Source organism: Bradyrhizobium sp. ORS 375 (assembly GCF_000239775.1).
Lineage (GTDB): Bacteria > Pseudomonadota > Alphaproteobacteria > Rhizobiales > Xanthobacteraceae > Bradyrhizobium.
This window is the reverse complement of sequence record NZ_CAFI01000321.1, coordinates 1-12082: the sequence shown is the minus strand read 5'-3', so window position 1 is coordinate 12082 and position 12082 is coordinate 1. Positions and strand designations below refer to the sequence as shown.

The window sequence follows — 12082 nt, the reverse complement described above, 5'->3', positions numbered from 1 at the left end:
TTGATGTGCGGGATTGCTGGGATCATCGGTCGCGTCGACGACGACAACCGCGCAGCGCTGCAGCGGATGAACGACGCCATGCTTCATCGCGGTCCGGATGCCGGCGGCACCTGGGTTTCCGAGCCCGACGAGGGCGGCTGGGGCGCGCTGCTAGCGCATCGCCGTCTCGCGATCCTCGATCTGTCGCCGGCCGGCGTGCAGCCGATGACCGATCCGGTGACCGGGCATGTCATCGTCTTTAACGGCGAGATCTACAATTTCGCCGATCTGAGGCAGCGCCTCATCGCCGGGGGCCAACGCTTCACGTCGACCGGGGATACCGCGGTAATGCTGCGCGCGCTGGGCCTGCATGGGCCGGAGGCCGTGACCTGGCTGCGCGGGATGTTCGCCTTTGCCTGCTGGGATCCGGGCCAGCGCCAGCTGCTGCTGGCGCGCGATCCGCTCGGCATCAAGCCGCTCTATGTGGCCCGCGCGGCGAACCGCGACGCAGGCTGGTCGCTGGCTTTCGCCTCGGAGCTGCGCGCGCTGCTGGCGTCAGGTCTGCTCGGCACGCCGAGACTCGATCCACAAGCCGTCGCCAGCGCGGTGTGGAACGGTTTCGTCATTGGCCCCGGCACGACAGTGAAGGGCGTCGAGCTGCTGCCGCCAGGCCATCTGACGGCCTTCGATGGCGTCGGCAATACCATTCGTGACGAGGACTTCTGGACCATCCCTCCGCTCGCGCCGGAGCAGGGGATGGATGAGGAGCAGCTCACCGAGGTGCTGGAGGAGACGCTGCGGCTGCATCTCGCCAGCGATGTGCCGCTGGCCGTCTTCCTGTCGGGCGGCATCGATTCCTCCGTCATGGCCAATCTGGCGCAGCGCGCGGCGACGAGTCCGATCCACACCTTCACGCTCGCCTTCGAGGAACAGGAGCTGAACGAGGGGCCGATCGCGCGGCGCATCGCCACCGCGCTCGGCACCGAGCATCACGAGGTGGTGCTGACCGAGCAGCACTTCGTCGACAATCTTGACGCCGCGCTCGACAGCCTGGACCAGCCGACCTTCGACGGCTTGAACGCCTACTACATGTCGCATGCGATCCGCGGCGCCGGCTTCACGGTGGCGCTGTCGGGAACGGGTGGCGACGAACTGTTCGGTGGCTACACGTCGTTTCGCGATCTGCCGGTGCTGCAGCAATGGTCGCAGCGCACCGCCTGGATGCCGGGCGGACTGAAGGTCGCGGCTGCCACGCTGGCCTCCCGGATGCTGTCGCCGTCCGGCGGTGCCGTGGCCGCGCAGACGCGCTGGGCCAAGCTGCCGGACATGATCCGGCGTGGCGATGATCTCCTGGCGCTCTATCAGATGGCCTATGCGCTGTTCCTTCCCGGCTTCCAGCGTGAGCTGCTGGCGCCCGACGTCGCCGCGACGGTGAGCGATGGCCTGCCGGCGGCGATGAAGGCGAAGATCACGGCCGAGACCCGCGCCCGCACGCCGCTGTCGGCGATCAGCGTCATGGAGCAGCGCCTGTTCCTGGGCGAGCGGCTGCTGCGCGACAATGACGTGGCGAGCATGGCGGCCTCGCTGGAGCAGCGTGTGCCGCTGGTCGATCAGGTGCTGCTCGAAGCGGTCGACCGGCTGCCCGATCAGTCGCGCTACGAGCCGCTACGCAGCAAGGCGATGCTGAGGCGCATCGGGCTGCGCGGCCTGGATCTGTCGCTGTTCGACCGGCGGAAGAGCGGCTTCGTGCTGCCGATGGACCGCTGGATCCGGCGCGGCCTGCAGGATGCGATGGACCAGACCTTGCGCGACCCGCAGGCGACTGGGTCCGTCGGTCTCGACCCCGCCGCGGTGGAGCGGCTCTGGCGCGCGTTTCTCGACGGCGCGCCCGGACTATATTGGTCGCGCGTCTGGTCGATCTACGTGTTCGTGCGGTGGTGCCATCGCCACCGCGTCTTCCGTTGATTGGCGCTCTGCCGTCGTGCTCAGCGCCAATCGGGCGTAGCGCTCAGGAAGGTCTGGTGCAGAGCGCCGACGCTTTTCGGGGCGAACAGCGTGTGATGCTGTCCGGGGATCTCACAGAAGCCGCGCCAGGCGGTCGCTCGAGACGACATCGGCGTCGAAGCCGTTTGCGCCGAGACTGCGTACGGCCGCGATCATGCCGCCGACGGACGCCGTCGCCAAAATGACGGATGGTCCCTTGGTCATCGCGACACCTTCGTTGAGCCGGATGGCGTTGAGCATGGCGAAAGGTTTGCGCCAGCACGAGCTATGCGCCGGGGAACTGTTCGGGCTACGCAGCTTGCTACAACATGTTGCGAGATCGAATTCATGGGTGAGCCAGGCGCTGGGCGCGACCGTCGTTCGACCGGGCGTCGCTCTGGATCGCCTCGCCGGTGTGCGCAGCGCCTTGGCCAGCCGAGCCCGGCCTGAACTGGTGTCTGAGGTTCCTGAAATACGGCTCGACGAAGCGCTCGATCGCTGCCGCGTATAAGATCGAGACCAGCAGGGCCGATGGAAACAGCAGGTAGGGCTTGGCGGCGATCGCGGGATAGTTCTTGTCGATCGCCCTGATGACCACATAATGGATCAGGTAGATCGCGTAGGAATAGCTCCCGAGCGCCCTGATCCAGGGCCGGTTCAAAGGCCTGAACAAGGCGGCGTCGGCGAAGCGGATGGCGAGGTAGAACAGCGGCATCAGGGCAAGACCCTGGATGCTATAGCGCACCGTCTCGCGAAAGGTCGGATCGCGATAGAGCAGGGACAGCAGCAGCGTGGCTGCGGCAGCAAGCATGAGCGCGCCATGCGCCCATGAGAGCGTGCCGGACGGTGATCGCTGCCGCGCCGGGTTCATCACCAGCGCCAGGATGCAGCCATAGGCAATGGAGTCGATGCGCGTATCCGACGCGTAATAGGTCCGATCGGAAAAGAAGCCGGGGGCATGCACCAGGTGGATGCGCCAGGCGAGAACGCCGAGGCAGACGAGCCCGAGCAGAACGCCGATGCTGCGGGGCCGAAGCGCTGCGCCGAGCAGCAGGGTCATCACGAGCGGATAGACGATATAGAAATGCTCTTCGACTGCCAGCGACCAGAGGATGCCGGTGCCGTCCGGAACGGTGTTGCCGGGATCGAAGAACAAGCCGTAGTAGTTGGCGAAGTACAACAGCTGCGCCGCGAGGCCCTTTGCCGTGATCCCGCCGTCCAGCAGTCCGGCAAAAGTAAGCCCATACGCAATTGTCAAAGTCAGCAGCAGCGGCGGCATCAGCCGGAACACGCGCCGTGCGTAGAAGCTCGTGACGTTGACCGTGCCGGTGCGCTCGTGCTCCGACAACATCAGGGTCGTGATCAGATAGCCGCTCAGGAAGAAGAAGATCGTGACGCCGAAGCCGCCGGGAATCAGCGTCTGCAGCCCGGAATGGCCGAGGACGACGATCAGCACGGACAGCGCGCGGATGCCATCCAATGACGGAATGACCGAAGGCAGGCTGGTCTGCGGCGCGACCGAAGCTACGGCGGGTACGGTGCTGGGATGACCTGACGTGGCGGAGGATGGAGGGCTGCGCAAACGGCTGAACGCGAGAATCTTGGCCATGGATTCAACCGAAAAGGTGTGAGAAGGACTTGCTTTGCAAAGATCGCTGCAGGAATGCCGAAATCTGTCGTCTGATGACTACCTGGTGTCGGCCAGCGGATGGCTCGCCTGCCAGAGCTGAGCCCGCTCGGCATTGATCCGCGCCGTGGCCGCGCGCTTGCCGAGGCGCAGGCAGGCGCGTTGATAGGCGCGGAGGAAGCGCCGGAACTCGAGATCGTCGTAGCGCGGCAATCCCTTCAGCCAGCTGCGGAAGTAGCCCCACAGCATCGCTGCGCTGCCGATCAGCGCCGGATAGGCCGGCAGGTGATAGACCGCGACCGCCAGGTGATAGAGCGGCGACGTGCCCATGAAATACTGGCCAAAGCCCTTGCGCAGGCGTCCCGTCCAGATGCCCTTGTGGCTCGCGCCTTGTGGCCGCAGATGAATGAAGCGCAGCGCCTCGGTATCGATGCTCTCGGCGATCCAGCCGAGCATCCGGCAGCGGTGGCAATCGATGCCGTCCCACATCACCTCGCGGACGAAGCCGCCGATTTCCTGGAAGCAGGCCACACGATAGAATTTGGTCATGCCGACCGACATCTCGTCGCCACACACCTCGGGCTCCAGCGCGCCGGTCTGCGGATGCACGAACCATGGCTTGCCCGAGGTGGTCCCGACCCGCGGGTCGGCCTCCATACGCTCCATCAGCAGCTCGAAATACCGCGCCGGCAGGTCGAGATCCATGTCGAGCTTGCAGACATAATCGAAGTCCTCGAGCCTGATGGTCTCGAGCCCGGCATAGAAGGCCTCGATGACGCCGGGACCCACCTTGCGCCCGCCACGGTCGGCGCGGCGCAGGACGCGCAGATAGGGCAGGCGCTTTGCGTAGTCGTCGAGAATGCCGGGGGTCTCGTCGGTCGAGCCGTCGTCCACCACGATCCAGAGCGCCGGCGGGACCGATTGGGCTGCCACGCTGTCCAAGGTCCGGCGGAGATATTGTGCCTCGTCCCGGCATGGCGAGATCAGCAGGTAGCGGCGTGATGGGGCCACGTCTCAAATCCCTTTACGGAAGGCTGCAAGCCGGTCGTGATGCTTCGGACGAAGCGGCGGCACCGGCGGCTTTCAATAAATTAAATCGTGATTTAATATTATGACATGACACGTGTCAAAATCATGATGTTTTTTAATTTGGCGGCGCGCGGTGTCCTCCCGCGCCGCCCGCTCCGATCGGCTCGCACCGCCAAGCGAGTTGGATGGATCTTTGCTCTCCCGCTCCTGATACTGATCGCGGATGGCCTTGGCGCACGTGTCACGGCTGCCGACGCGGATGCTCCCACCTTGCTTCCGGCCGATCGCATGGTCGCCTGGACGCCCGGCCTGATGTCCGCCGGCGGCATTCCGAACCGCACGGCGATCTATCGGACGCTGTCTCCCAGCGGCAGAGATGACAGCAGCGCGATTCAGGCGGCGCTCCTTGCTGCGCCAGCCGGGCAGGTGGTCCTGCTCGGGCCCGGCACCTTCACCGTCAGCGAGCCGCTGCTGATCAATCGGCCGGTGACACTGCGCGGCTCGGGAGCGGGGGTTACCAGGCTCGTCAAGCCGAACGGCGCCCGCGCCAGAACGTCTGCGGTCATTCCCGGCACGAGCGGCATCCTGACGCCGGTCGACCCCGCGTCGTACAGCTATGATGCCAAGCCGGTGGTCATCGTCGGACCGTCACGCTGGAACAACGGCCCCGACAGCGCCGCCTCCCAATCCCTGCTGGCCGACGGCGCGCGGGGAGCGACGACCGTCACGCTGGCCTCTACGGCCAACTTGAAGGTCGGCGACGTCGTCCTGATCGACGAGGCATCCGGCGCATCATGGCAGGGGACGCCAGCAGGCTTTCCAGCAGCGGCGAAGGTCTGGCAGGGCGATCGCGTTGCCTGGAACATGCACCTTCCGGTGCAGCCGGGCGACGACAATGCAAACGCAAATGCTGCCGGTCCCTATGACCAGTCACCAGGCGCGTTGCCGAGGTCGATGTCGTGGTTCGCGCGAACCGACCGCGCCATAGCCGAGATCAAGGAAATCGCGGCCGTCTCGCCAGGCGCGGTCACGTTCACCTCACCGTTGATGATCAGCTATCGCACCAGCCATCAGGCCCAGCTCACGCCTTACAGCACTGATCCGAACAGCGGCGGTCACGCCGCGAACAATCGCGACATCCATGTCGCCAGGATCGGCATTGAAGATCTGAGCATCGTGGGTGGCGCTGACGGTGCGTTGCGGTTCGAGACCGCGGCCTATTCATGGGCCAAGTCCATCGAGGTGACGCAATGGCTCGGCGAGGGCGTCGCGATCAACAATTCGTTCCGGGTCGAGCTCCGCGATTCCTTCATTCACGCCGGCGCGTGGCCCGAGCCCGGCGGTGCCGGCTACGCGCTCAGTCTGGCCTGGGGCTCCTCCGAGGTCCTGATCGAGAACAACATCCTCGTCGACGTCTGCAAGAACATGGTGTTCCGCTCGGCCGGCGCCGGCACGGTCGTCGGCTATAATTATGCCGACGACTCGTTCGATTTCGACAATCCCGGCTGGGTCGAGGTCGGCATCAACGCCTCACACATGGCCGGACCGCACCATGTCCTGTTCGAGGGCAACCTGTCGCACAATGCCGACAGCGACTACACGCATGGAAACGCCATCTACCTCACCTTCTTTCGCAACCACCTGACGGGACAGCGCCAGCGCTTCGTCGACCGTTCTGGCGTTCGTACGGTTGGTCTCGCCTACGGCTCGTGGTGGGACTCGTTTGTCGGCAACGTGCTGGGGCGTCCGGGAGGCATGAACGGCTGGGCCTACGATGATCCCTCGATGCGCGCCAACGCCGCACGCTGGAGGCAGGGCGGTATCGGCAACATCTGGATGCTCGGCTACGACCCGGAGCGATGGACGATGGCGCCGGATCCCAAGACGCTGGCGACGGTGATCCGCAGCGGCAATTTCGACTATCTCACCCATCAAGTGGTCTGGACCGACGACCTGCCGGCACAGCTGTTGCCAGCGTCACTCTACCTGCGCACCAAGCCCGGCTTCTTCGGCACTCATCCGTGGCCCTGGGTCGATCCCACGGCTGACACCAAGCTCCACGTCTTGCCGGCCAAGGAGAGGTTCGATGCGGGAACCCCGTTCGCAACGGCCCCGGGAGCCGCACAATAGACGGTTGACGTCGTGACTGTGTCGCGTGTCCGTCAGAAGCGAATGCCGAGCCGGGGACGCCACATCGGTCGCGTGCGGATCAACCGAGCCGATGGCTTCGGCGCCGGTTGGTGGATGGGCATGGCCAATTGTGGCCGACGCCAATGCCGCGCAGCCTCGACCGTCACGAGCACGAAGACGACCCATGAGACGTCAAACGCGCGCAACCAGAGGGTCTCGAGGAAATTATAGATCATGACGAACAAGGCGATCGAGAGAAGGACCCAGGCTCGCTTGAAGTCGTAGTTCAGCACACGGCCGATGACGTGGACGGTGGTCGCGAGAAAGACGAGGAGCAGGGTGAGGCCGACATAGCCCAGCTCCAGCATTGTGTCATAAAAGCCGTTGTGGGAGTTCGGCATCGCCTTCACCCAACCGGGGGCCTCGGTCACGCTCGGGGCGTCCGCTCCGACCAGCCAGAAGCTCTGATAGCCCCAGCCGAGCAGCGGCCGCTGGGCGATCTCTGATTTGGAGAACGCCCATATGGTGGTCCGACCCGTGAAGCTGGAGTCTCCCGTCAGCAGATAGGCGATGCGATTGGTGCTGAAGCCCGCGAGCTCGCTCAGCACGATGTAGCCCAGGACGATCGCTGCGAGGATCAGAACCGGCGAGAGCCGAAAGCTTCGGGCGAGGAGCAGGACCAGAAGGGCGAGGGCAGGCGCGAGAAGGGCAAGCCCAAGCGCAGTCTTGGAGCTCGAGATGAAGATCAAGGTGACTGCGCCGATGGCAACGACGAGCCCCAGCACGCGGCGGTGGCCGGCATAGCGCAATTCGTGAAGCGCCAGCAGAAATCCGGTGGCCGCGAATTCACCGAGCAGATTCTTTCCCGAGAAATATCCCTGGTAGCCGATATCGACCAGCTGCGCGCCGTATTGCGCGTAGCTCGCATAGCCGCCGGGAATCAACAGCACATTGAGGATCACGCCGGCTGCGAAGCAGGCGAACATGCCGCGCATCATGTCTGCCGCCGGGCTTGACAACAGAGCGGGCAGCACGATCGCGGTCAGAACCATCGCCTCCTGGACGAAGCGGACGAAGGCGAATTCGGGCTTGAGCGCCCATGCGACGCTGGCGCCCGCAAAGCCGAAATAGGCACAGAGACTGATGATGTTCGGCGGCAAGGATAGACGGCCACCGCGCGCGAGGCGCTGGGCCGCCGCGATAAGGGCAATCGCTGCCAGAGCCGGCCAGAAGATGCGGTTCTCGACGCGGCTCTCCAGCAAGCCTTGAAGCCCGGGTGAGGGGGGAAAGCCGAAATAGATCAGCGGCTGGATCAGCGACGAATAGGCAAAAGCTGCAATCGGGATCAGCGCGCAGATGTCGAAGGTCGATGCGGTAATGCGCGGCCCGGCCGATAGGTGCGTCGTTGAGGGTCTGGGCATTTGCGCTCTGTCCGATTGTCACGACGAAAAGGGTGCGAGCCGGCCGGTCGCCGTCATTTCAATAATGCCCTCGGACTGCAATTAAATCAAATGGCATCCTGATATTCCCCGATGAATTGCTTCAAGTTCGCCAGAAACGAAGGTTGCGCCCACAATTAAACCACATTAAATAAATCAGATAATTTGAAATTAAATACTTCAATTCTCATCGTCCGCCTCCGGGCGGGAGGGGAGCCGCCGGCCACGCGCGGCGGCAGCGGCGGCGCGAAGCCGCGGGAGGCAGTCGATGTTGACCACGCAGGGGCTGCAGGAGGCCGGGACCTCCTATTATCGGGTAGGCCGCTCGGGGACGGGCCGCGAACGGCCCGAGATCGACGCGCTGATGCCCGATCCTCCGATCGCCGACGATCTGTCCCGCGACGTCTATTGCGTCCTTGGCATACCGATCGACGCCATCGGAATGCGCGGGGTGCTGCGCCGCATCCGCGATGCCGCCCGACAAAGAACGCGGTTGCTCATCTCGACGCCCAATCTCAACTTCCTGGTCACCAGCCAGTCCAACCGGAGCTTCAGGGACTCGCTGATCCTGAGCGACCTCTGCACCGTCGATGGCATGCCGGTGGTGTGGATCGCCCGGCTGATCGGCATCCCGATCAGGACAAGGACCGCCGGAGCCGACATCTTCGACGCGCTCAAGTCGGATGCCGGTCCGGCGACCTCGCTCAAGCTGTTTCTGTTCGGAGGTCCGGAAGGCGCCGCCGAGCGCGCTGCGCGCACGCTGAACAGCCAGTCCGCGGGACTTCGCTGCGTTGGCTGGTCGAACCCCGGCTACTGCTCGGCCGAGGAGATGAGCGGTGATCATATCATTGAGGAGATCAATGCCAGCGGTGCGGATTTCCTGGTCGCATCCTTGAGCAGTCAGAAGGGGCAATCCTGGCTCCAACGCAATCATCAGCGGCTCGAAATCCCGGTTCGCGCGCATCTGGGCGCTGCGCTCAACTTCCAGGCCGGTACGGTCAGACGGGCGCCCGTCTTCATGCGCAGATTGGGTCTGGAGTGGCTTTGGCGGATCAAGGAGGAGCCTTACCTCTGGCGGCGCTATTGGAACGACGGTGCGGCCATCCTGCGGCTGCTGTTCACCCGCGTGCTTCCGTTCGTGGCCTCGACGTGGTGGATGCGGCGCACGCACGAGCGGGGAGAGGCTCTCACCATCACGCAGGACTACGGTTCGCGGGAGGTGACGCTCAGCCTCTCCGGACCCGCCGATGCGCGACACGTGGATCGGGCCATCCCGGTGTTCCGATCGGCGGTGGCGGTCCGCAAGCGCGTGCGACTGGATTTTTCCAACGTCTGCGCCATCGATGCGCGCTTTCTCGGATTGCTGCTGATGCTGCGAAAGCAGCTCGAGAGCCAGGGCTGCAGCGCGACCTTCGTCGGCGTCTCGCCGCAACTGGCCAGGATCTTCCGCTTCGGCGGCCTGGACCTGCAATGACGGTCGGGCTCGGTCGCCAACGGCAGCATCCTGCCCGGGCCGTCCAGGGCCCGGCGGGCTGAAGAGTCCTGTTCAGCATGGACATGTCGATCAGCCCATCGAGAACGGCGGCTGTGGACGCCTCCCCCGCGGCTGCAGGCTTGCCGCCCGCGCTCCGCGGACATCTGCCGGTGCTCGACGGCGTGCGCGGACTGGCTGTCATGATGGTCCTGGTCTTCCACTTCGTGGGATCGATGCTGACGACCAATCCGGTCGAGCGCACGATCCTTGCCGTCGCCAAGCAAGGCGTGATCGGAGTGGACCTCTTCTTCGTGCTGTCGGGCTTCCTGATCACCGGGCTGCTGTACGACGCTCGCGAGAAGCCGCATTGTCTGCGCGACTTCTATGTCCGGCGGGCCTTGCGGATCTTCCCGCTCTACTACGGCGTGCTCCTGCTCGTCTTCTTTGTCGCGCCTCAGATCCCGTATCTCCAGGGGCCGACGTTGAACTCGCTGGTGGAGCGGCAAGGCTGGGCCTGGCTCTATGCCGTGAACGCCTATCTCGCCGGACACGATGAGTGGTCGTTCTCGTACCTCAACCATTTCTGGTCGCTGTCTGTCGAGGAACATTTCTATCTGTTCTGGCCGTGCGCGGTGCTCTTGCTGGCCGGCCGGGCAAGGGCGCTCATCCTGCTCAGCCTGGCGATCTCTTTCGGCGCCATGCTGGCGCGCATCATCGGATTGATGATCGGGCTGAACTGGTGGACGACCATCGTGCTCACGCCGTTCAAGCTCGACGGTCTGGCGCTCGGTGCCGCCGTCGCCTTGATCGCGCGGCAACCTGGCGGGTTCGAGCGGCTGGTGGGCGCTCTTCCCAGAGTCGCCGGCGTGTCCGGCGCGCTGGTCGTGATGACGTTCGTCTGGACCGGGCTCGTGTCGCGAGAGGGGCTGGAAATCATGGGGGCGATCCGGGCGGCCTTGTTCCAGATCATGCTCGCCTGTCTGTTGGTCTGGATCCTCGTCGCGCCGGAGGCCTCCGCTCTTTCGCGCTTCTTCCGCAGCCGCGGCATGGTGTTTTTGGGCACCTACAGCTATGGCTTGTATGTCTATCATCATTTCTTCTCGTACTATTTCGCCAGCAATCGAACTGAGCTGGAGCTGGCCGCATGGGTTGGCTCCCACGGGCTCGCCGTCGCTTTGCAGGCGGCGCTCGGAACGCTGGCCTCGGTGGCAGTCGCCGTCTTGAGCTACGAGTTGCTCGAGAAGCGGATTCTGCGTCTGAAGAGCCGGTTCGGCGGAACCGGCGAAGAGATCGCTCCGCCGGTTAGGGATGCCCATTTTGCTGCGACGAGGTGTCCGGATGCGCGCGCCTGACCGCCTTCTGAAGGCGTTGCCTTTGATCGGGAGCATGCCGCGCAGATCGGTGGATGCGGCGTCGGGCGTGGCAGGCTGGACACGGCGCGAAGTCCTGATCGACTTTTATCGAAGTTGCTCGATGCTGTTCGTGTTCTATCACCACACGGCGAACGTGTTTCCCGATTCCGTCGACCTGTTCGCCAAGTTCAATCCGTTCGCCGAGCTGTTCGTCGTGATTTCCGGCTTCATGGTCGGCTACGTGTATTTGCACAAGGACCACTATGGCGAACTCGTCGTTCGTGGCCTGAAGGTCCTCGCTGCGTATTTCGTCATCTCGGTGCCGGTGGCGATCGGCATGGCCGTCCTGGGCAAGAAGCGCGAGCCAGTCGGGCAGGCGATCGTCGACGTGCTTACATTCCAGTCCGAGCCCACCAGCATCACCATCCTCAAATTCTACGGCTTGATGTTCCTGCTGCTGCCGCTGATCCTGCCGCTGTTCAAGCGCAACAGGGGATTTGTGCTGGCGGTGTCGGCTGCGATCTTCGGGGTCTGCACCTGGTACGACAATGACGGGCGGGCGGGGATCGAGAGCCCGGCTGGCGTCCTGCTGTTGTTCTCGCTGCAGGCGCAGCTCTTCCTGATGCTCGGCACCTGGCTTGGAGACCTCCACCGTCGCGGCCGCCTGATCGGGCGCCCGCTCTACGCGGCCATGGTCGCGATCTTCGCGTCCGGGCTGGTGCTCGATGCTTGGCTGGGATTTCCGAGCAATGGAGATAAATATCCGTACCGGTTCGACAAACTGATCAACCTGCTCTGGACATTGCCGCTGCTGCTGGCGCTGCTGTGGGCCTTGTTCGCCCGCACAAAGCAATCGCCCGTCGTCGCGCTCGTCCTCAATGTCGGCCAGAACTCCCTGGTTGCGTTCCTCGGCTCGGAGGTGGTGCGCCAGTCGGTGAAGCTGGCGCTGGTGATCGGCGGCATCCATCCCCAGGTGCTTGGCCAGACCATCATGGGCCTGTTCGACGTCATCCTGGTCACCGTGGTGCTGTGGCTCTACCGGCAGCACTGGCAGCACCCCCTGCCGCTG

The 12082-nt window shown here is 64.4% G+C and carries 9 protein-coding genes; 5 read left to right on the top strand and 4 right to left on the bottom strand.

Annotated elements, in window-relative coordinates:
- Positions 1–3 precede the first annotated feature (3 nt).
- The gene (asnB, locus tag BRAO375_RS23350) at positions 4–1944 is read left to right on the top strand and encodes an asparagine synthase (glutamine-hydrolyzing) (RefSeq protein WP_009029919.1); all 1941 of its coding nucleotides are present in this window, start codon (positions 4–6) and stop codon (positions 1942–1944) included.
- A gap of 111 nt (positions 1945–2055) precedes the next feature.
- On the opposite strand, the gene BRAO375_RS37600 is transcribed toward asnB, so the two are convergent.
- The 3 genes from BRAO375_RS37600 to BRAO375_RS23340 form a co-directional block, all read right to left on the bottom strand.
- Positions 2056–2223, bottom strand: a complete 168-nt coding sequence (locus BRAO375_RS37600) for a hypothetical protein (RefSeq protein ID WP_244423251.1) — start codon at positions 2221–2223, stop codon at positions 2056–2058.
- 85 nt (positions 2224–2308) lie between these two features.
- Positions 2309–3571: an acyltransferase family protein gene (locus BRAO375_RS23345; RefSeq protein WP_009029918.1), complete on the bottom strand. Its 1263-nt coding sequence runs from the start codon at positions 3569–3571 to the stop codon at positions 2309–2311.
- Positions 3572–3649: 78 nt separating this feature from the next.
- Positions 3650–4600 (bottom strand): glycosyltransferase family 2 protein, encoded by a 951-nt coding sequence (locus BRAO375_RS23340; RefSeq protein WP_009029917.1) that lies wholly within the window; start codon positions 4598–4600, stop codon positions 3650–3652.
- A 288-nt stretch (positions 4601–4888) separates the two neighbouring features.
- Between BRAO375_RS23340 and BRAO375_RS23335 the strand changes: the two genes are divergently transcribed.
- A complete protein-coding gene (locus BRAO375_RS23335) occupies positions 4889–6748 on the top strand; it encodes a pectate lyase family protein (RefSeq protein ID WP_244423250.1) in 1860 nt (619 codons plus the stop codon).
- A 32-nt stretch (positions 6749–6780) separates the two neighbouring features.
- Here BRAO375_RS23335 and BRAO375_RS23330 read toward each other — a convergent pair whose 3' ends face one another.
- Positions 6781–8169 carry an O-antigen ligase family protein gene (locus BRAO375_RS23330; protein ID WP_009029915.1) on the bottom strand — a complete coding sequence of 463 codons (1389 nt, stop codon included), beginning with the start codon at positions 8167–8169 and terminating at the stop codon, positions 6781–6783.
- A gap of 286 nt (positions 8170–8455) precedes the next feature.
- On the opposite strand from BRAO375_RS23330, the gene BRAO375_RS23325 reads away from it, so the two are divergent.
- From BRAO375_RS23325 to opgC, 3 genes are all read left to right on the top strand, one after another.
- The gene (locus BRAO375_RS23325; RefSeq protein ID WP_009029914.1) at positions 8456–9661 is read left to right on the top strand and encodes a WecB/TagA/CpsF family glycosyltransferase; all 1206 of its coding nucleotides are present in this window, start codon (positions 8456–8458) and stop codon (positions 9659–9661) included.
- A gap of 113 nt (positions 9662–9774) precedes the next feature.
- Complete coding sequence (locus tag BRAO375_RS23320; RefSeq protein WP_175345351.1) at positions 9775–11013, top strand: acyltransferase family protein; 1239 nt, start codon at positions 9775–9777, stop codon at positions 11011–11013.
- A gap of 34 nt (positions 11014–11047) precedes the next feature.
- Positions 11048–12082 (top strand): OpgC domain-containing protein (opgC, locus tag BRAO375_RS23315; RefSeq protein ID WP_083842519.1); only part of this gene is annotated, 1035 nt, incomplete at its 3' end.

Bases quoted from the DNA above. Each gene is read 5' to 3' on its own strand.
- asnB (WP_009029919.1), top strand. From the start codon at position 4: ATGTGCGGGATTGCTGGGATCATCGGTCGCGTCGACGACGACAACCGC.
- BRAO375_RS37600 (WP_244423251.1), bottom strand. From the start codon at position 2,223: ATGCTCAACGCCATCCGGCTCAACGAAGGTGTCGCGATGACCAAGGGA.
- BRAO375_RS23345 (WP_009029918.1), bottom strand. From the start codon at position 3,571: ATGGCCAAGATTCTCGCGTTCAGCCGTTTGCGCAGCCCTCCATCCTCC.
- BRAO375_RS23330 (WP_009029915.1), bottom strand. From the start codon at position 8,169: ATGCCCAGACCCTCAACGACGCACCTATCGGCCGGGCCGCGCATTACC.
- BRAO375_RS23325 (WP_009029914.1), top strand. From the start codon at position 8,456: ATGTTGACCACGCAGGGGCTGCAGGAGGCCGGGACCTCCTATTATCGG.